Annotated in this window: 18 protein-coding genes and 1 tRNA gene; 7 read left to right on the top strand and 12 right to left on the bottom strand. The window is 41.0% G+C overall.

What is annotated here, in order from left to right; translation table 11 throughout:
- Position 1: 1 nt before the first annotated feature.
- From GGR21_RS02605 to GGR21_RS02585, 5 genes are read right to left on the bottom strand one after another with little or no spacing between them, the layout of a single operon-like run.
- A complete protein-coding gene (locus GGR21_RS02605; protein ID WP_183305618.1) occupies positions 2-982 on the bottom strand; it encodes a Gfo/Idh/MocA family protein in 981 nt (326 codons plus the stop codon).
- Positions 983-985: 3 nt separating this feature from the next.
- On the bottom strand, positions 986-2,794 hold the full coding sequence (locus tag GGR21_RS02600) for a TonB-dependent receptor (protein WP_183305617.1): 1,809 nt from the start codon (positions 2,792-2,794) through the stop codon (positions 986-988).
- 37 nt (positions 2,795-2,831) lie between these two features.
- On the bottom strand, positions 2,832-5,828 hold the full coding sequence (locus tag GGR21_RS02595) for a tetratricopeptide repeat protein (protein ID WP_183305616.1): 2,997 nt from the start codon (positions 5,826-5,828) through the stop codon (positions 2,832-2,834).
- Entirely contained in the window at positions 5,825-6,346 is a 522-nt protein-coding gene (locus GGR21_RS02590) for an NUDIX hydrolase (RefSeq protein WP_183305615.1), read from the bottom strand. Before GGR21_RS02590 ends, GGR21_RS02595 begins: the two co-directional genes overlap by 4 nt.
- 16 nt (positions 6,347-6,362) lie before the next feature.
- Entirely contained in the window at positions 6,363-6,950 is a 588-nt protein-coding gene (locus GGR21_RS02585) for a DUF3109 family protein (RefSeq protein WP_183305614.1), read from the bottom strand.
- A gap of 200 nt (positions 6,951-7,150) precedes the next feature.
- On the opposite strand from GGR21_RS02585, the gene GGR21_RS02580 reads away from it, so the two are divergent.
- From GGR21_RS02580 to GGR21_RS02565, 4 genes are all read left to right on the top strand, one after another.
- Positions 7,151-7,222, top strand: a tRNA-Arg gene (locus tag GGR21_RS02580).
- Between the two features lie 96 nt (positions 7,223-7,318).
- Positions 7,319-7,930 (top strand): porin family protein, encoded by a 612-nt coding sequence (locus tag GGR21_RS02575; RefSeq protein ID WP_183305613.1) that lies wholly within the window; start codon positions 7,319-7,321, stop codon positions 7,928-7,930.
- A gap of 3 nt (positions 7,931-7,933) precedes the next feature.
- A complete protein-coding gene (priA, locus tag GGR21_RS02570; protein WP_183305612.1) occupies positions 7,934-10,375 on the top strand; it encodes a replication restart helicase PriA in 2,442 nt (813 codons plus the stop codon).
- 283 nt (positions 10,376-10,658) lie between these two features.
- The gene (locus GGR21_RS02565; RefSeq protein WP_183305611.1) at positions 10,659-11,474 is read left to right on the top strand and encodes a hypothetical protein; all 816 of its coding nucleotides are present in this window, start codon (positions 10,659-10,661) and stop codon (positions 11,472-11,474) included.
- Here the strand turns inward: GGR21_RS02565 and GGR21_RS02560 are convergent.
- On the bottom strand, positions 11,471-12,163 hold the full coding sequence (locus GGR21_RS02560; protein WP_183305610.1) for an LrgB family protein: 693 nt from the start codon (positions 12,161-12,163) through the stop codon (positions 11,471-11,473). The genes GGR21_RS02565 and GGR21_RS02560 overlap by 4 nt on opposite strands.
- Positions 12,160-12,510 carry a CidA/LrgA family protein gene (locus GGR21_RS02555; protein WP_394353465.1) on the bottom strand — a complete coding sequence of 117 codons (351 nt, stop codon included), beginning with the start codon at positions 12,508-12,510 and terminating at the stop codon, positions 12,160-12,162. Before GGR21_RS02555 ends, GGR21_RS02560 begins: the two co-directional genes overlap by 4 nt.
- 418 nt (positions 12,511-12,928) lie before the next feature.
- Between GGR21_RS02555 and GGR21_RS02550 the strand changes: the two genes are divergently transcribed.
- Positions 12,929-13,402, top strand: a complete 474-nt coding sequence (locus tag GGR21_RS02550) for a porin family protein (protein ID WP_183305609.1) — start codon at positions 12,929-12,931, stop codon at positions 13,400-13,402.
- A gap of 178 nt (positions 13,403-13,580) precedes the next feature.
- Here the strand turns inward: GGR21_RS02550 and GGR21_RS02545 are convergent, their stop codons facing one another.
- The 5 genes from GGR21_RS02545 to GGR21_RS02525 all read right to left on the bottom strand — a co-directional run bounded on the left by GGR21_RS02545 (position 13,581) and on the right by GGR21_RS02525 (position 18,579).
- Complete coding sequence (locus GGR21_RS02545; RefSeq protein ID WP_183305608.1) at positions 13,581-14,393, bottom strand: UDP-2,3-diacylglucosamine diphosphatase; 813 nt, start codon at positions 14,391-14,393, stop codon at positions 13,581-13,583.
- A gap of 11 nt (positions 14,394-14,404) precedes the next feature.
- Positions 14,405-14,719 (bottom strand): metal-sulfur cluster assembly factor, encoded by a 315-nt coding sequence (locus tag GGR21_RS02540; RefSeq protein WP_183305607.1) that lies wholly within the window; start codon positions 14,717-14,719, stop codon positions 14,405-14,407.
- Between the two features lie 246 nt (positions 14,720-14,965).
- On the bottom strand, positions 14,966-15,664 hold the full coding sequence (gene radC, locus GGR21_RS02535; protein WP_183305606.1) for a RadC family protein: 699 nt from the start codon (positions 15,662-15,664) through the stop codon (positions 14,966-14,968).
- 57 nt (positions 15,665-15,721) lie between these two features.
- Positions 15,722-16,288, bottom strand: coding sequence for an elongation factor P (efp, locus tag GGR21_RS02530; RefSeq protein WP_183305605.1), 567 nt, complete (start codon positions 16,286-16,288; stop codon positions 15,722-15,724).
- A 149-nt stretch (positions 16,289-16,437) separates the two neighbouring features.
- Positions 16,438-18,579 carry a M3 family metallopeptidase gene (locus tag GGR21_RS02525; RefSeq protein ID WP_183305604.1) on the bottom strand — a complete coding sequence of 714 codons (2,142 nt, stop codon included), beginning with the start codon at positions 18,577-18,579 and terminating at the stop codon, positions 16,438-16,440.
- A 212-nt stretch (positions 18,580-18,791) separates the two neighbouring features.
- Here GGR21_RS02525 and GGR21_RS02520 point away from each other — a divergent pair, with 212 nt between their 5' ends.
- Together GGR21_RS02520 and GGR21_RS02515 are read left to right on the top strand one after the other, a co-directional pair.
- On the top strand, positions 18,792-19,160 hold the full coding sequence (locus tag GGR21_RS02520; RefSeq protein ID WP_183305603.1) for a DUF805 domain-containing protein: 369 nt from the start codon (positions 18,792-18,794) through the stop codon (positions 19,158-19,160).
- 61 nt (positions 19,161-19,221) lie between these two features.
- The gene (locus GGR21_RS02515; protein ID WP_183305602.1) at positions 19,222-19,626 is read left to right on the top strand and encodes a hypothetical protein; all 405 of its coding nucleotides are present in this window, start codon (positions 19,222-19,224) and stop codon (positions 19,624-19,626) included.
- The last annotated feature ends 11 nt before the right edge of the window (positions 19,627-19,637 follow it).

The following is a 19,637-nucleotide window of genomic DNA, read 5'->3' as shown; positions in this document are numbered from 1 at the left end:
ATTATAGGCTTCCTGTGATCATATCCATGATGCGGGAAGTCCTTGCTCCTGAAACTCCGGTCGAGGGACAGGTGTCGATGCCTCTTAGTTCATCGACAATTGTTTGTATCAATGGTTGCTGGATATGTTCGGGTTGGTCGGTTTCGTAATAAGAAACCTGATGGCCTGATACTACTGCAATAGGCTGGAACGAGAAGGTGTTGAACTTAATACTGCCATTCATTCCCATGATGGTGACAGTATCTTGTCTGGCTTCTTCGGGGCTAACGAAACACCATAGACCTGTGCCTGTTGCTCCCGACTTGAATTTCATAATGGCGGATACAGTATCAGATACCTGGTAATAACCTGCCAGATTACAGGCGTAACCTTTGGCATCTTCTATTTCGCCTAACAGGAAATCGAGAATGTCGAGTGTGTGCGGAGCCATATCGAAGAAGTAGCCGTCGCCCGCGATATCTTTTTTCACCCGCCATGGTTGAATATTAACATCCTTGTCGGCCTCACTTGCGGGACGGATATATTTTACATCTACGGATAGAACTTTACCAATGATGTTACTGTCCAAGAGTTCTTTGACTTTCCGAAAATAGGGTAATCCTCTGCGGTAATAGGCGACGAATAGCTTTTGTTTAGCATTATCGGCAGCAGAAACCATTTCGAGGCATTCGGCATAATCCATTGCCATCGGCTTTTCCACATAGACAGGTTTACCTGCCAGAAGCGCTTTGATAGTATATTCTTTATGGGAAGAGGGTGGGGTAGCCACATAGATCATGTTGATCTCCGGATCATTGATCAGGTCGTCAGCGTCGGTATAATACTTTGGAACATTATGACGTTGGGCATAATCTTTTGCCTTGGCTTCATCACGGCGCATTATAGCCATAAGTTCCGAGTGTTCTATCTTGTAAAGGGCCGGACCGCTCTTCTTTTCAGTAACGTCTCCGGCTCCTATTATTCCCCATTTAATGGTGTCCATCGGTTAGAATCTGAAATTAAGTCCACCTAAGAAATTGAATCCCTGTAGCGGGTAACCGTATTGCAGTTCATACTTCTGGAACAGCAGGTTGTTTGCGCTGGCATGAACCGATACCCAGTCAAGGATCTGATATTCTGCTCTGACATTCAGTTCATTGATATCTTTCATTTTGAAAGTAGCGTAGTTGCCCGATGTATAATCAGTCCTGTATGCTTTACGGCCACCGCCATATAAATAGCTGATGGTGAATGTCAGTTCGTCTACCGGTTTTACATCTGCTCTCAATTCGGCGGTGAAAGACGGACGTCCCCAGGCTTTCTTTTCCGATATGTCGTCTTTATCGATAAGAGATACATATCCATCGGTATATTTTACATCGTAGAAATAAGCAGTGGCTTTAAGAGACAGGTCTGTATAAGGAATAAGATTCGTCTTGAGTAAGCCTCCTATGTGGCCTGTACCAATATTCGCATATAAAGGAGTACCCACATTTGCCCAGGTATAAATATCCACAACTGGCATAGCCGATGGATCGGCGATATACAGATGATCTTTATCGGTCTTCTTATATCCTGCAAAAAGGTCGAATTCGAAACCGCTCACTACTCCCGATTTGAAGCCGATCTTAGCGTCAAACAGCGTTTTGGAATATTCCACCCGTGACAATGGAGCCACATAGCGGTTTTCCTGTAAGATGTCGAGGAAAGTATTATTGTTCACACCTCCGGTTACTTCGCCGTAGAAGGTGTTTACTTCATTGACGTGGATCGCCGCTTTCAGGTTCGGACTAACGAACATCTTGGTTTTTACATCGAATAGTCCGCTTACATTTACACCCAGGTCGGCGTTCCAGTTACCTCCTTCAAACTTTATATATGGAGTAGCAGTAATATTGGTAAATGAGTGGAAAGCATCTTCGATGTGTTTGTCTTTATCGATACCGCTGAAAGACTGGTTCATCAGGTTCCCTTTAATACCGATTGATTTATCCGACCCGAAATCTGTGTAAAAATTCACATCGGCATCTATCTGGCCACCCTTTGCTCCATCGTCGTCTTTGTATGTTCCATGTTTGCTTTTGAAGTTGCGGTAACGTATATTCGCCATGTATTTCAATACACCATCATTATTATCACTTGATCTTAATCCTGCGCCAAAGTTGATTACATTCACATTCTGGCGGGTGTCTATATCGAATGGAAAGGTTGAAGTTGCTGCTGGTAAAAAGGAATTGCCATAATAATTATATGACGTATTATAAAACGATCCGTCGAATGAAAGGATCGAAGGTTCGAATATATGCTGATATTTCAGTTTCACATTGGTCTCGGCATGCTTGGCCTTCACATCGTCCATAATATATTCACCCCCGTCGATATAGTCTACCTCTCCGTTGGTTGAACTGTGAGTAGCAAAGATATCGAGCCGGTCTGTTGCCGAGTTGAGGATGCGATAGCCGGCTGCTCCCTGTATGTTCTTGTGAGAACCGGCACCGAGATTGAGGTAGCCTCGCTTCTTGTCGAAGTCGACGCTTGTTTTTATATCTCCTGATTCGGCGCTGCCTAACTGATTGTTACTCAACCTAAGTTGTGGGGCAGAGCTTACATAATCCAGATCCCTGGCTGTAACGGTAGGTGTGTAGATCGACGGCATCGTATTTACCTTCGAGGCTTCCTGCAATGTAGGATTGTAATCGCGCTCCAACAGGACCTGACGGGTAAGTGTTGAATCTTTTCTAGTAGTTTGGGCTGTGGCAGTCAAGCTGATAATACCCAGTCCTATGACAAAAATTGACTTATATAATGTTTTCATTCTCTTGCTTTTTTCCTGTTTGTACATAAGTTATTGGTTATTTCAGTGCAGCCAGACGGCTTGAAATCATTTCAGCCAGATCAGTTTCCTGTCCTTTATAATTAGCCTGCAGGCTCTCAAGGTATTGACGTGCCTGGAACTTATCACCTCTGGCGACGTATACATCCGATAGCACTACGATTGCGCGTGCCATCCAGTATTCGTGCGGAGTGCCTTCTTTCATGAACGACTGTACCTGCTTTTCGGCCATGTCATAGTTTTTGGCTTTCAGGTAGATGTCAGCCAGTAGGTATTGTGATTCGGCGCCCGATGCGGTACGTGTATTCTTTGCCACTTCTTTCAGGTCGGCGATCGCTTTATCGGATTGTCCGAGATTCTTCAGGGATTGTCCCCTGTAGAAACGGGCTTCGTTAGCCACCGTGGCAGTCAGCTTAGTATCTTCCAGCAGTAGTCCCGCCGCAGTTACCACTTTGTTGTCCTGTTTCATCAGATATGCACAACGTAACATTCCCAGTTGCGCTATATTGCGGTTCTCGCTGTTCGATGCTATCTGGTTCAGGTGTTCGTAAGCAGCATAAGCCGATTCGTAGTTCTTGTTATCGAACTCGATACCCGAAGCCAGAATGAGGGCGTTGTCGATGTACTTAGGATTATTGGAGTTAATGACCTCTTTGAAATGAGTCAGAGCTGTTGACATATCTTTGTTATCATATGCCATACTACCCAGATAATAATGTGCATCGCTGGCGAATACTCCGGCAGGATATGTTTGCAGATATTTGTCGAATGCAGTTTTCGATCCGGCTTTATTTCCTTTCATATATACGTTTTCGGCAGCCAGATAAGTAAGGGAATCCTGGCGGCTGGCCGATAAGATGGTTCCTTTACCCAACGAGTTTACATAAGAAGCATAAGAGCCTATATCGTTGATCTCTTTGTATACACCTTCGAGACTTTGGATAGCTGTGCGGGCTTCTTCCGAATTAGGGTAGTTATTTACCACCTGTTTATAAGCGGTTATCGATTTTTGTGGGTTATTCGTATTGAAATAAAGTTGTCCAAGCTGTACGCCTGCTTTCTGAGCCAGGTTAGACTTAGGATGATCATTCAGCAACTTTTCCAGTACCGGAATCGCTTCCTGTTCTTTATCCATCATTACCAGGGCACGGCTCTTTTCATACAATGCATCGTCATAGTATTGAGAATTCGGATATTTCACCATCATGGCATTCAGGGCCGATACCTTGCCGTTGTAGTTACGTTGCAACCCCAATACAAAAGCTTTCTGGAACTCCGAATAGTCGGCATTCCCCGGATTTACATTTATCGCCTGTGAATAATAGCTTTCTGCCTGAGCAAAGTTACGTTCATACAGGTAACAATCTCCTATACGGTTCAGCGCATCCGGATAATTCTGTGACTGGCGGTTCTTTTCTGCCGAGACGTATTTCTTGAAATCTGCCAGGGCTTTATTGTAGTTCTTTAACTGATAGTTGGTGTATGCAAGATTATAAAGCCCTAAAGGATAATTCTCCTGTGTAGGCGATACCTGTGATGTATATGTTGTGAAATCGCGTAATGCCGACTGGTAATCACTTTTGCGGTAGGCTATATCCCCACGCCACAGATAGGCTTCGTTTCGTGCGGCAGCATTATAATTGCCAACATTGATGGCGGCATTCAGTTCACGGTTAGCATCGTCATATTTACCATCGATATACTCTTGTACTCCCAGCTGGAACAGGATCACCTGTTTTGCATCCAGTATTTGTCTGCCCGGAGACTTTATATTGTTGATAGCCGAGAGGGCTGTATTGTAATTCTTTGTTGAAAGCAATGTCGTTGCCAGTGCTTCATTCACATTGTTTGTGTATTGTGAATCCGGATATTCCGTAAGGAAACGTTGCGCAGCTGTGATGGCTTCTCCGAAAGTAGATACGCCTGTGCTGTTCATCAATACTACATAATTGTAAAGTGCTTCTTCGCTTATACCTCTGTCAAAAGATGAACGTGCGGCGGCATCAAAAGCCATTATGGCATTTGGTCTGTCGTTTATTTTCAGGTAAGATTGTCCGAGCAACATATATCCGGCCTGTCCGAGCAAATCATCTGTAGAGGCAACATATTTCAATGCATTTACTGTTTTGCTATAAGCATTGGTACGGTAATAAGCTTCTGCCAGTTGATACATATCGTCACGGAACGGAGTTTCTGTGTTTTCAAGATATCTCTCATAATTACTGATGGCCTGAGATGTATTGCCGAGACGATAGTAACTGTTCCCCAGCAAACGGTAGACTTCCGTTGCGTTTTTTGTGTTTGGATAGGCAGAAAGGTAATCCTGTCCTTCGCTTATGGTTCCATTCAGGTCCCCATCGAGATAAGAACTCTGCATCAGGAAGAAAGAGGCTGTTTCCCTGTATTCGCCTTTGCTTTTCAGCTTGCGGAAGATAGGGATTGCCTGGGAGTATTCACCTTCCTGAAAGCTGATATACGCCAGATAATAAGATGCTGGTTCGTTATATTTTTTGCTGTTACGGCTCAAAAGACCAAACAGACGCTTGGCATCGTTCCTATTACCTTCCTGCAGATTGGCATAGGCTGTCCTGTACGCATAGTCTTCTTGTTCCTTCACAGAAAGATAGTCCATATCAGACTGGTTGAACCAGTATAATGCTTTTTTCCAGTCTTTTTCAATGAAATGATATGAGCCTATATAGAAGCATATTTCGTTACGGTGGTATGTTTCAGGATATTTTTCAAGGTAATCCTTCAGGTTGTTTGTTATTTCAGGCGTTCCTATATAATACATCGAACTCAGTATTATATAATCGGCTTCCTGAATGGATTTGGAATCTTTCGACTTAGCTTTGAATTCTTCGAGACTATGGATAGCTCCCGTGTAATTATCGTTCAGGTACATTTCTTTCCCTTGCGAGAAAAGTCTGCCCGGCGATTCTGTGTATGCCGATTTCTGAGCATGTACAGATGGCAAGCATAGTATAATTCCTACAGCTACAAGTAGTTTTTTCATATTTTCATTTTTTGTATTTTCTTTACGACTTCTTTTACTGATAGTAAACCGAATAGTTCGGATTTAAGTTCCGTTATCTTAATAAATTCGAGGTTTGCCACATCGTCTTCTGCTTTCAATACCTTAGTGTCGGATACTTTACACAGATAAACCAGGTCGAGCGTCTGTACTTCGAATCCTGAATACACATAGATATTTGGTATAGAGAACAGATATTTCACATCTTCCACATTCAGCCCTGTTTCTTCTTTTACCTCCCGTATAACAGCTTCTTCCCCTGTTTCGTTCATATCGACAAATCCTCCGGGCAGGTCAAGTGTACCTTTTACCGGCTCGTGCGCCCGTGTGGCAACAAGCAACTCATTCTTCTCATTTATGATAAGGGCGATTGTAGATGAACATGAGTTGAAGTAGTAGACAAAACCACAATTCTCACATCTTTTTGATTTGAAATTATTTTCAACAAAGCGGTTCGAACCGCATTTTGGACAGTATTTAAACTGTGCGAGTGGGTGCATTCGGTTTTCAGTTTTATTATTTTTTGCCTTCCTTACTTTTAGTATATTCTTCAGCCACGAGAGAGAGTTCATTGTACCAATCTTCACCAAAACACCTTACTAATGGTTCTTTCAGGAATTGGTATATTTTCAATCCGTTCTTGTTTCCTAATTCGACCGCTGCTTTGCAGACCCGCCATCTATGATAATTAACGGCTGTAAATTCTTTATATTTTTGCAGGCGGATAGGGTATAAATGACAGGAGATCGGTTTGTAAAAATCTACTTTCCCTTCACGATAAGCCTTTTCAATGGCGCATTTGCATATCCCGTTCTCATCGTAATACGTAAAAACACAGTCCTTTCCATTCACAATGGAAGTAACCATATCGCCGTCACCATCCTCGTAAGCCACACCTTGTTCTTTGATTATTTCCTGAGCAGCGGGAGACAGATCGTTCCAAACCTGAGGCAGCAGGTTTTTTATTATTTCAACTTCCTCATCTTCGAGGGGAGCTCCCGAATCTCCTTCTACACAACATTCTCCCTTGCATGCCGATAAGTCGCACAGGAAATTTTCCTCTATTATATCTGATGCGATTATCGTATCTTTGATCTGAAACATACTGTTACTGACAGTTTTTTTAAGTTTAGGCAAAGATAGTAGTTTTTGATACACAGCGCAATTGGTAATATCACTAATTAGATAAAAGTGCCCTTTCATTTAACACAATTTGATTAAATATGAAATCTATTTGCCATATGTCAGAATTTCTTTTATTTTTGCATTGGATTTAGAGAACACCTTGGTGGTTCACAAATCATGGCGCAGTAGTTCAATGGATAGAATAGAAGTTTCCTAAACTTTAGATTCGGGTTCGATTCCCGGCTGTGCTACAAATAAGAAATATTTTCTTTGATTTCTTCAGACTTCAAAACCAAAAGCTTTCCTTATTGTTATATTGCTATAGATAATTTAATAAAATAATCATTATGAAAACAAAACTTCCTTTAACATTAAGCCTGCTATTTTTCCTTTTTATATCAAATATAAATGTTTCGAACGCCCAGCTGATAAGATATGGTTTGAAAGCAGGAGTCGACGTGTCCGACCACAAAATAAATTCCGATATATTCAGCGTTAAAAACCGTGTAGGCTTTCAGATAGGAGGCGTACTCCAGATCAATGTTCCACTTACCGGATTTGGTGTAGAATCGGGTCTGCAATATGGAAATAAGAGTTACAAAATATCTAACGATAACGGACAGGGAGATATCTCGAACCTCAATTATCTGACTGTGCCTATTATGCTTCGTAAGAGTTTCTCCATATTCGGAGTTGCCGGAATATATGTTAAAGCCGGAGTTTTCGGTAATGTAAAAGTGGGAGGTGGCGAACTGACACTGACTGACGGAACCAAATATGACCAAAAAGGATTCCAGACAGGTCTGGATACCGGATTAGGTGTAAGTCTGCTGAATCATCTCGAATTAGGTATGCAATACCGCTACAAATTCTCAGATACTTATGATCAGGAAGCCGCTAAAGATTTCCGTAAGGTAGATAGACAAACATGGACTGTTAGTCTTGCATATTTATTCTAATTAATGGTTTTATACGCCGACGTTGTCTTACCTCTACCATTACAAGGCCTTTATACCTATTCCGTCCCTTATGATATCAGTAGATCTGTGCATGAGGGAAGTAGGGTTATTGTGCAATTCGGCAAGAAAAAATTCTATACGGCTATTGTATTCCGCAAGTATGAAGCCGAAGAGAAGCTGCAGGTCGTAAAAGAAATTGTAACCAGCCTCGAAGACTATCCTATTGTAACAGCTGATCAACTCCGGTTTTGGGAGTGGATATCATTTTATTATATGTGCTCATTGGGAGACGTGTACAGGGCAGCTTTACCATCGGCTTTAAAGCTGGAAAGCGAAACGCATGTCCTGCTTAATCCTGATCTTGAAGGAAAAGAACCATTTACTCCCAACGAGCGGAAGGTCTTCTACCAATTGAGCCCTGACAAAGCATTGTCAATATCCGAAATAGAGAAACTGGTACAGATACCGAATGCCATACCTGTTGTAAAATCACTGGTTGATAAACAGGCTGCCTTTATAAGTGAAGATATATATAATGCTTACTCTGCCAAAACACAGCAGGCGGTTCGGCTGGCTCAGGATTTTACGGAAGAACGGCTCTGCGAAATATTGGATGGCCTTGCCAAAGCCAAGAAACAACAACATTTGCTTACGGTCTTCCTCGGTCTGCAAACGGGACCCAGCCCTGTTTTAAAGAAGAAACTGCTTGATGAAGCTAACGTTTCGCAAGCTGTACTGAGCGGGCTGATAGAGAAAGATATCCTCGAAGCGTATGACTTCGAAATAAGTCGTTTCAACTACGGAGAATCCGATTTCGATGCAGCCAAAGAACTCAATCCCTATCAGCAAAAGGCCTACAAAGAGATCATAGAATCCTTCAAGGAAAAGGATATCGCTTTACTTCATGGAGTAACATCGAGCGGAAAGACCGAGATATATATTCAACTCATCAAAGATGCTATTGCCAGAGGTAAGCAAGTGCTTTATCTTCTACCCGAGATAGCCCTGACCACACAGATCACCAATCGTTTGAAAGCAGTATTTGGTAACAAACTGGTAGTCTATCATTCGAAGTTCAACGATAACGAACGGGCTGAAACGTGGACTAACCTCTTAAAAGATAAAAATATCCAGGTCGTTTTAGGTGCGCGTTCCGCTGTATTCCTGCCATTCCGGAATCTGGGATTGGTTATTGTGGACGAAGAGCACGAAGGTTCATACAAGCAGCAGGAGCCCGCCCCCCGCTACAATGCCCGTAACGCTTCTATTATGCTGGCGGATATGCATACGGCTAAGGTGCTTTTGGGTACGGCTACTCCGGCCATAGAAACATATTATAATGCTCTTGAAGGCCGGTACGGACTTGTCCGGCTGACGAAGAGGCACGAAGATATTGAACTTCCCGAAATAGCTGTCATTAATACTAAAGAACTCAGGCGTACAAAGCAGATGAAGTCTATCATCTCTCCCCCGCTCGCCAATCGGATGAAAGTTGCCCTTGAGGAAAAAGAGCAGATCATTCTTTTCCAGAACAGGAGAGGATTCGCATCCATGCTTGAATGTAAGAACTGCTCGTGGACACCTCATTGTAACAATTGTGACGTAAGTCTTACTTATCACAAAGGGCAGCGCATGATGGTCTGTCACTATTGCGGGGCTGTTTATCCTGTCCCTGCGGAATGTCCCGAATGTAAAACACCTACCCTCGACATATTGGGGTATGGTACCGAACGCATAGAAGAAGAGGTCAGAGAGGCTTTTCCCGAAGCATCCATTGTTCGCATGGATCTCGATACTACCCGTGGTAAACGGTCGTATGAAAAGATCATCACCGATTTTGAGGAAAACAAGACCAATATACTGGTTGGCACGCAGATGGTATCCAAAGGGCTCGACTTTGAAAATGTCTCTGTCGTTGGCATCCTCAATGCTGATAACCTGTTAAATTATCCCGATTTCAGGGCTTATGAAAAAGCTTATCAGCTTATAACACAAGTGAGTGGCCGTGCAGGACGAAGAAATAAACAAGGACTGGTTATGCTGCAAACGGCACATCCTGCGCATCCTATTATTAATTTCGTTAAGCAAAACGATTACGAATCATTCTACAAAGTCCAGACAGAGGAACGCAAGGTATTTCATTATCCACCCTTTTACAGGCTTATTTCTATTGTCCTCAGGGGTAGGGATGAAAACACAGTAGATCATGCAGCAAAGGATCTGGCACAGGCTCTCAAACTGTCTTTTGGAAGCCGCATACTTGGCCCTGGCAAGCCGCCGGTATCGCGCGTGCAATCCTTGTATATACGCAATATTCTGCTCAAGATAGAGAATAATGCTTCGATACAAAAAGTACGGGAGGCTATCTATCTGCATCAGCAAACTGTGTTTAAAAACCCTGATTATAAGTCTCTTCTGTTACACTACGATGTCGATCCGATGTAAAACCTGACAAACCTGACAGATTATTCAGTTAACAGTCAACAGCGATCAGTTAACAATTTTATTCTTTGCGTCTCTGCGTCTTTGCGAGAAACTTGTTTTGTTAAAACCTAACACTTCTGACAGATTTTTCAGTTGACGAGGTACAAGTTGAAAATTAAAACTTGTCTGTTCTTTCTACTTTTGTTTTCCACATCAAAGATCACTTTTGTTATAATTTATATTTTATAGTATAGATAAAGATTTATCTTTGTGATAACAACACTAATAAAACACACATAATACCATGGACTTTAACTTTTCATTCGGGGATATATTCCGCTATTGGAACACACTTACAGATTATATAAATCCTGTTTGGATAATAGCATGGGCTATTATTGGCGGACTCATAGGTTTTTTCCTGTTTCTTGTTTTAGAACTTGTTTTAAGGAAGAAGATACTGGTCAACCGCCGGCATTGGAGCCTTAAATATCTTTCATATATCTATATGGCCTTTTTCCTGTTATTCGGGGCGTTCTGCTTTACTCAATGGTTTGCAATACATAATTGCCAGACACAGTTGGTTAATAATATACCGGCTTATCTGGGTAGTGCTAATGCGGCTTTTAACGAATACCTTAAAGATGAAATAGAGGCCGTTGTAGAAGCACGTTATCTGGATTTAACGGGACGCGAAGCTCTAACTAAAACAGCCGATGTCGCTGCAAAAACACTGAGTGATTATATAAAATCAACTGAAACAGATATAGGCTCAAAAGTTTCGGCAATGCTGATACAGACCGATTTTATAAAAGAAAAGGTTGTGTCTCAACTAGCCGAGAAAGTAGGGGAACAACTGCTCATGGACAAGGATCTGACGCAGGAAATGCTGGATGTGAAGATCAATAATATACTAAATGACGGAGTATTGAACAGCGTGGTCGAAAAACATATCCGGAATATATTCGGCGGATTGAAAATGCAAATCTACCTCATTTTCCTGATTGGCCTTCTGATCCCTGTCGCCGAAATTATTCTCGCTCATTATCTGGAGAAGAAACAACTAAAGGAAGAATCAGATGTGCTTCAACTTCCGTTACCGGAGCAGGATTCTGTTTAAGATAATAGCCGGTGAACAATTGGTATCAAAAGTGCCGTCATCACTCCCATTAATCCTATAGCCAGGCCGCTAAGCGCCCCCTCGATGACACCCATTTCCATAGCCTTTGCTGTGCCTACGCCGTGGGCAGATGCTCCCATGGCCAGACCTTTGGCCACACTGCTCTGTATGCCGAGCAGGCGAAGGATCGGTGGCCCTACGATACTGCCGAATATACCGCAAAACAGGACAATGACAGCCGTCAGAGAAACGTTTCCTCCCGATTGCTGAGCAATACTCATTGCTATAGGTGTTGTGACGGATTTAGGTTCCAGACTGTGGATGATAATCTGATCGGCTCCTGTGATCTTCGCTAATATGATCACGCTGATTATCCCTACCACGCTACCTATAAATATAGAAGTGAGGATAGATATGACATTTCCTTTCAGATATTCCATTTGCTCATACAATACATATCCGAGAGCGACTACCGAAGGGCCCAGCATAAAGCTTACAAACCGGCTGCCGTATTCGAATGTTTCGTAACTGATCCCTGATATTTTCAGAAAAGCTATTATGATGGCGATGGAAATGATCAACGGATGAAGAAGCCCTATCCGGGTTTTCTTAAACACCCATTGTCCGAACAGATAGCTTCCGAAAACAAGGAGAAGTGTAAATTCAGTAGATTCGAAAAGAGCTTTCATTTGTGTTGCCTCCCCTCCATTTTCTGTTGAATAATAGCCACTACCGCAATAACAAGAACCGTGCTGACCGAACAGATGATAAGTATCGACATCCAGAATTTGCTGATGATTCCGTATGAGCCCAACAGGCCTGCTCCCGCAGGGATGAAAAATATAGCCATATTGCGGGTGAATGCATTGGCAACATCTTTTACTCTGTCAGCATCGAAAATTTTAAAATAAAGACTGAGGAACAATAATATCATTCCGAGGATATTTCCGGGCACAAACCCATTGATAAAGTAGCTGATGGCTTCACCTAAGAAATAAAACAGAAGAATGATAAAGATACCTTTTACCATTTTCATAACGATAACCTTACTAATTAACCTGGTGCAAAGATAGATATAAGTAATTTCAAACGAGGCCAAAAAGATCAAAAGTTGACAAAGTTGACGCATTTTTAGCTATTAGCTATTAGCCAATGGCTATTAGCTTTTTAACTAAAACCTGACAAAGGTTACAACTTTCAATCAACAAAATCGCTAAGCCGCAAAGTGTAATTTTTAAATTTCTGAACATCGATTTTTAAATTTTCCATATAGATAAAGAACTCTGAAAAAAATGCAACTTTAAACCCCGGATATAGGCCTGTATAGACATAAATATACTGATGGAATCTCAAGATGGTTTTAACTTTTATTGAACTTTATAGTATCTTTGTTGTTCTAGAATAAAAAGACGCTAACAGAAACCACAATAATATTTACATAAAAACATTTTAAGATGAAAAAAGTATTTATAGCTATCGTATTAGCTACACTGTCTTTAGGGTTACATGCACAAACCGGAGAAAAAGTTATTATGCCTAAAATGGGTTATCAAACAGAAGGTGAACGTTTTCTGATAGGAGTGGAAGGCCGTTATTCATTAACTGAAAATATCCGTTTGGCACCAGGCGTATCGGTCTTGTTTCCTAACAATAATACAACGGGCTTGGATGTAGATGTAAACGTTCATTATGTGTTTCCTATAGAGGGTGGATTCTCTCTTTACCCATTTGTTGGAGGAGCGATGTTGAATAACCGTTGGTCTGATAACGGAAACAGTGATAGCTGGACAGATTTCGGATTTAATATTGGTGCTGGAGCCCAATATGAACTTACAAGCAACGGATATTTGAATTTTGAATTTAAATATACGTTCAGAGAAGGAAAAGATCCGGCCTATTTTACTCTGGGTTACGGAGTCAGGTTCTAAGAAAAAATAAACAGATAAAGAAAAGGGGCTGTCCCAAAAGTAATTTTTGATTTCTTTCTGTCATCCTGAACGGAGTGAAGGATCTTCTTTTGAGAGTTGAGATTCTTCGTTACACTCAGAATGACAAAAGAAAGTAACACTTTGATAGTGTAATCTTACTTTTGGGACAGCCTCTTTTTTATTCTTCGAATATTTCCAGTGAAAATCTTTCACCATCAAAAACTCCGTATGAGAAGTATTCGATCCAGTCACCCAAAATAGAGATCCTGCTACTGGCCGATAACATCAGGTCGAGCATGATATGCCGGTGCCCAAAAATAAAGAAGTTGATATTAGGCGCTAGTCGTAATTGTTTCTTCGCAAAAAGGACAAGATGTTCCTCGTCTTCCCCGAAATATTCGGGCGTAACATGTACCGTACGGTTATGGTTCGACCACCACTGGGCAAATCCCATTGTCCATCGCGGGTGGATAGATGCATACAATTTACGGCAAATCTTGCTGTGGAATATTCCCCGCAAAACTTTGAATGTTAAAGAATTATCTCCCAGTCCGTCACCGTGTGCGAGAAAGAATTTCTTTCCGTGTATATCACGTACCAATGGATTGAGGTGTACGATCATTCCACATTCTTTTTGCAGGTAATCGGTTACCCAGATATCATGGTTTCCTATAAAGAAGTGAACTTCGATTCCTGCATCGGTCAATTCGGCAATTTTGCCCAATACCCGGACAAAGCCACGGGGAACTACATTCTTATATTCGAACCAGTAATCGAAAATATCTCCGAGCAGGTAAATGGCTTCGGCGTCTTGCTTTGCCATATCGAGCCAGCGGCACAATTTCCGTTCTATATCATGTTGGGGAGTTTTGCTATTATATGCCTTTACCGCAGGCAAAGTCATTTGCTGAAATTTACCTTCATCTTTATTCTTGTTATGAAGGAACGATCCTAAATGTACATCCGATAAAAAGTAAACTTTTTTCGCCACCGCCACTTTATTTAAAGGAATCCTAATTCAAGCTTTGCTTCCTCACTCAGCATTTCTTTTGTCCATTGGGGCTCGAATGTGAGGTTGACAATCACATTATTCACTCCGGGAATTGTTTCTACCTTGTAACGTACATCTTCCAGAATGAAATCTGCTGCCGGGCAGTTCGGGGCTGTTAATGTCATTGTGATAGTAACATTCTTTTCATCGTCTACTTCTACTTCGTAGATTAGTCCGAGGTCGTATATGTTGACAGGTATTTCGGGATCATAAACTGTTTTCAGCATGTTTACGATTTTTCCTTCCATTTCTAATAAATCGCTCATAATGATATCTTTTAATTATGTATCAGTTATAAACAGCCAGTACAAGCCGATAGTTTATAACGATTCTATTTTGTGCTGCAAAAATAGTGAAAAAAGATGATATATGCGAATTGGTGGTCAAAGGAGTAATCACTTGTTTCAGTCATTAGTAGTCAGGGAGTTAAGAATAAGTAATGTTAACATTATTTTCTTCTTAACTACTAAGTTGCTAAGCAACTGGTAACTACTTGATTCCTTTAACTCCTGTTATATCCTTCCTCTATCCAGATAACTGTAATATGAATGGTCGCAAACTATTATGTGATCAAGTAATTGTATCTCCATAATTTTTCCGGCTTCTTTCAGTTTCCGGGTGATATTGTCGTCATCTCCACTGGGATTGGAATTGCCTGAAGGATGATTGTGGCATAGTATCATCGCCGAAGCCAGGCTGTCTATCGCTTCTTTCATTATCATTCTGACATCGACTACAGTACCCGTTACACCACCTTTGCTTACCTGTATTTTTTTCAGCACTTTATTTGCTCTGTTCAATAAAAGTACCCATACTTCCTCGTGTTTCAGGTCTGCCAGCACAGGGTGGAATATATTATAGACATCCTCACTCGATGTTATTTGTGGCTGGGTGATTACTTCCGATAACTTGCGCCGTTTTCCCAGTTCAAGGGCGGCGACTATTGTTATCGCTTTGGCTTCGCCTATCCCGTTGAAGTTCTTTATCAGGTCTTTTATTTCCAGTTTACCCAACAGGTTAAGGTTATTCTCTGCGCTGCGCAAAATGCGTTGAGCCAGTTCGACCGCCGTTTCATTTTTGTTGCCCGAACCAATAAGGATACCGAGTAACTCTGCATCAGATAATGCGCCTACTCCTTTCAGGAGCATCTTCTCGCGGGGGCGGTCTTCTTCCGCCCAGTCTTTGATGTTAAGTTTTACTTTGTTTTCCATAAATAAAAAAGAGACATACCCAAAGATATGCCTCTTTTCTGATATATCGAAAAGTTTTTAACCTTTTACACGTTCTACATACGAACCATCAGCAGTACTGATCTTTATCTTATCACCTTCGTTGATAAACAATGGAACACGTACCTCTGCGCCTGTTTCTACAGTGGCAGGTTTCAATGTGTTGGTTGCTGTATCACCTTTCATTCCGGGTTCGGTATATGTTACTTGAAGAATAACATTCTGAGGCATTTCGGCTGTCAGGATAGTTTCAGTTTCGGCATGTACCTGTACTTCTACCATATCGCCTTCCTTGAGGAAAGCCACGCCGCTGATCATATCTCCGGCGATAGATACTTGCTCGAAAGTCTCTGTATTCATAAAGTTGTAACCCATATCATCCTGATAGAGATACTGATAAGGTCTTCTTTCTATACGTACTTCATCTAGTTTTACCCCCGCATTGAATGTGCGTTCCAAAACACGGCCTGTGGTTACGCTTCTCATTTTAGTGCGTACAAAAGCCGCGCCTTTTCCGGGTTTAACATGTAAGAATTCGATAATAACATAGTATTGTCCATCGATGTCGATGCACATACCATTTCTTATATCTGCTGTAGTTGCCATTAAATTATATTTGGTTATTATTAAAATTTTCGAGTTGCAAAGATAATAAAATGTAGTTATGAGTTATAAATTATGAATTATAAGTTGACGTTTTTCAACAAATAACTTATTATACTCTCCATTTATAACTTATAATTCATAACTCATAATTATTTAACGAATCCTCTGTTTTTCAATAAATATACCGGGTTTGGCTCTGCTCCCCTGAATTTCTTGTAAAGGGTCATCGGTTCGTCTGAGCCACCCTTGGACAATACATTTTCTCGGAACGATTTTGCTGTTTCCTGATCGAAGATATTTCCTTTTTCTACAAACGCATTGAATGCATCAGAGTCGAGTACTTCAGACCACAGATAACTATAATATCCCGATGAATAACCTCCACTGAAAATATGCTGGAAGTATGTGCTTCTGTATCTTGGGATAATTTCAGGTATCAGTCCTATTTTATTCATAGCATCGGCTTCGAATTTATTTACATCCAGATTTTTCAATCCGTCCCCGCCTTTAGCATTACTGTCGCTGGTCATCGTATACCAGTTCATGTCGAGAATGGCAGCTGCAACAAGCTCAGTTGTGCGGAATCCCTGATTAAAATATCCTGCGTTCTGTATTTTCTGAATCAATTCCTGAGGAATAACTTCACCTGTTTCGTAATGTTTCGCATACATTTTCAGTACTTCCGGTTCGAATGCCCAATGCTCCATTATCTGTGATGGTAGTTCTACGAAATCACGGGCAACAGCAGTACCTGATACTCCGTTGTAAGTACATTTCGATAATAATCCGTGCAATCCGTGTCCGAACTCGTGGAACATTGTCTCTACCTGGTCTATAGTAAGCAGAGCTGGTTTTCCTTCTGTCGGAGGATTGTAATTACCTACATTGTAAATCAAAGGATGAACAAAGTCTCCTTTGAATACTTCCTGTTTGCGGAAACTGCTCATCCATGCTCCCGGACGTTTTCCCTGGCGTGCAAAGTCGTCGAAATAGATCAGTCCGATCAGTGAACCATCGACGTCACTTACTTCATAAGCTTTTACGTCTTGCTGGTATACAGGGACATCTGTTCGTTGTTTGAAAGTGATCCCGTATAGTTTATTAGCCACAGCAAACACTCCCTGACGCACATTATCAGCCTGGAAATATGGTTTCAGCGCTTCTTCGTCCAGTGCGTATTTTTCTTTACGAAGTTTTTCGGCATAATACCACCAATCCCATGATTCTACTTTTATGTTTTTCCCTTCTTTGTCGGCAATTGCCTGCAATTCAGCTAATTCTTTTTTAGCCTGAGGGAGGGCGTATTTCCAGATATTGTTTAGCAAATCCATTACATTATCCGGGGTTTTTGCCATTGTGCGTTCCAGTACATAGTCTGCATGGGTATTATATCCGAGGATATTTGCTTTCTCCAGTCTCAGACTGACAATTTTTTTGATATTCTCTTTATTGTCGAACTCGTTGCCATTATCGGCACGCATGTACATAGCTTTATATAATTTCTCACGAAGGTCACGGTTTTCAGCATATTGCAGGAATGGCTCCCAGCTGGGTTTGCTCAGTCCGAATACCCATTTGCCTTCCAGTCCCTTATCTTTTGCAGTTTTTGCAGCAGCGGCGATCACATCTTCCGGTAGTCCGGCAAGGTCTTCTTTGTTTTCAATAACTAATTGATAACTATCTGTTTCTTTCAATAGGTTTTGGTTAAAGGCTAGGGAAGCCGAGCTTAGTTCCTTATTGATCTCACGCAGACGGGTTTGTTTCGATCCGTCTAACAAAATCCCCGAACGTACAAAGCTTTTGTATGTATTATCAAGTAGCATTTTTTGTTCTGTAGTCAGCTTTGCAACACTGGTAGTGTCATCATGTACGGCCTTGATACGATCGAATAATGCGGTATTGAAATTGATATTATCATAATGCTCGGTGCGTTTCGGAGTTATTTCCTTTTCCAGGCTTTGGTATATAGAATCAGACATTGTACCTGTCATCACCGAAAATGCAGCGCCTACTTTATCAAGCATCCTGCCCGACTCGTCAAGGGCTACTATTGTGTTTTCGAATGTTGCAGGTTCAGGGTTATTCACAATGGAGGCTATTTCAGCATTATGGCGTTTCATTCCTTCTTCAAATGCAGGGATGAAATGTTCTGCTTTTATCAGGTCGAAAGGCGGAACCCCGTTAGGTGTGCTGTAATCCGAAAAGAACGGATTATCCGTACCCTTATTGCTTGTAGAGTTACAAGAATAAATCATAATTGATAAACTTAAAATAAACAGTAATTTTCTCATACAACGACTATAGATTTAATTAATGTTAAATGAACAAATTAGAACAAAAATAGGTAAAATTTGCTTTCGAATATAAAATATTGAGCAAATTGTAAGATAAAATATCTTTCGTATGAGTAATTCAATAAAATAATATATACATTTGTTTAACAGACAGACACCTGAAATTCTGTAAAACACACATTTTAATAATCTAATACAACAAGACTTTTATGTTTCAAAACCCGTTTTCTTTTAAAGGTCGTATTCGCAGGCTCGAGTACGGCCTAAGCATTATTTTTATGTATCTTGCGGCTACTCTGATAGGTTTTATCATAGGCTTTTCTGGTATGCCTGAAGAGGTATTGTACATTTTTCTCATCCCTGTTTATTGGTTTATTTGGGCACAGGGAGCTAAAAGGTGCCATGACCGGAATAATACAGGCTGGTTTCAGATAATTCCTTTTTATGGTTTCTGGATGTTGTTTGCCGATGGAGATTATGGCGAAAACGATTACGGGCCTAATCCGAAGGGTTTGGGTAATACTACTGTAGAGGATATGATAGATAGTATAGGAGAACCCGAAGAAGAGGAAATGTAAAAAGATTTAGTGGATATTCCGATTAAATTTCTTAAACTTGTAGAAGTTTAGAAATATCGTTATGAAAGGAATAATTAATAGAAAGGGACTATTTTATTTATTTATTGCTATAGGTATTATCATATTTCCTTTTTGTTCGGGAAGCGTTGATAATCAGTTAAAAAAGATTGTTGAAGATACAAATAAAGCTACTCCCAGGCTTTTGGATCAATGGACGCGGCTCGATAGCTGCAAAGCATTGCCCGGTAAAAATATACGGCATTTTCATACTGTAAGCGATATTGTAATATCCGATACCACTCTTTTCAAGTCCAATCTGAAACCTCAGGTTGTGAGTGTAATAAAGACAAGCCCCGATATGAAATTTTTCAGAGAAAACGGGGTGACCATGCAATACCAGTATAACGACCAGTCGGGCAAATACATATTTTCGTTGGTTATAACTCCCGAAGATTATAAGAATTAATAAAAATATAC

It is taken from the genome of Dysgonomonas hofstadii, from assembly GCF_014196915.1.
Taxonomy (GTDB): Bacteria; Bacteroidota; Bacteroidia; order Bacteroidales; family Dysgonomonadaceae; genus Dysgonomonas; species Dysgonomonas hofstadii.
Note: the sequence above shows the minus strand (reverse complement) of the source record. Positions and strands in the feature narration are given on the sequence as shown.

Coding starts and splice junctions, on each gene's coding strand:
- GGR21_RS02605 (WP_183305618.1), bottom strand. CDS start 982: ATGGACACCATTAAATGGGGAATAATAGGAGCCGGAGACGTTACTGAA.
- GGR21_RS02600 (WP_183305617.1), bottom strand. CDS start 2,794: ATGAAAACATTATATAAGTCAATTTTTGTCATAGGACTGGGTATTATC.
- GGR21_RS02595 (WP_183305616.1), bottom strand. CDS start 5,828: ATGAAAAAACTACTTGTAGCTGTAGGAATTATACTATGCTTGCCATCT.
- GGR21_RS02590 (WP_183305615.1), bottom strand. CDS start 6,346: ATGCACCCACTCGCACAGTTTAAATACTGTCCAAAATGCGGTTCGAAC.
- GGR21_RS02585 (WP_183305614.1), bottom strand. CDS start 6,950: ATGTTTCAGATCAAAGATACGATAATCGCATCAGATATAATAGAGGAA.
- GGR21_RS02575 (WP_183305613.1), top strand. CDS start 7,319: ATGAAAACAAAACTTCCTTTAACATTAAGCCTGCTATTTTTCCTTTTT.
- priA (WP_183305612.1), top strand. CDS start 7,934: ATGGTTTTATACGCCGACGTTGTCTTACCTCTACCATTACAAGGCCTT.
- GGR21_RS02565 (WP_183305611.1), top strand. CDS start 10,659: ATGGACTTTAACTTTTCATTCGGGGATATATTCCGCTATTGGAACACA.
- GGR21_RS02560 (WP_183305610.1), bottom strand. CDS start 12,163: ATGAAAGCTCTTTTCGAATCTACTGAATTTACACTTCTCCTTGTTTTC.
- GGR21_RS02555 (WP_394353465.1), bottom strand. CDS start 12,510: ATGAAAATGGTAAAAGGTATCTTTATCATTCTTCTGTTTTATTTCTTA.
- GGR21_RS02550 (WP_183305609.1), top strand. CDS start 12,929: ATGAAAAAAGTATTTATAGCTATCGTATTAGCTACACTGTCTTTAGGG.
- GGR21_RS02540 (WP_183305607.1), bottom strand. CDS start 14,719: ATGAGCGATTTATTAGAAATGGAAGGAAAAATCGTAAACATGCTGAAA.
- radC (WP_183305606.1), bottom strand. CDS start 15,664: ATGGAAAACAAAGTAAAACTTAACATCAAAGACTGGGCGGAAGAAGAC.
- efp (WP_183305605.1), bottom strand. CDS start 16,288: ATGGCAACTACAGCAGATATAAGAAATGGTATGTGCATCGACATCGAT.
- GGR21_RS02525 (WP_183305604.1), bottom strand. CDS start 18,579: ATGAGAAAATTACTGTTTATTTTAAGTTTATCAATTATGATTTATTCT.
- GGR21_RS02520 (WP_183305603.1), top strand. CDS start 18,792: ATGTTTCAAAACCCGTTTTCTTTTAAAGGTCGTATTCGCAGGCTCGAG.
- GGR21_RS02515 (WP_183305602.1), top strand. CDS start 19,222: ATGAAAGGAATAATTAATAGAAAGGGACTATTTTATTTATTTATTGCT.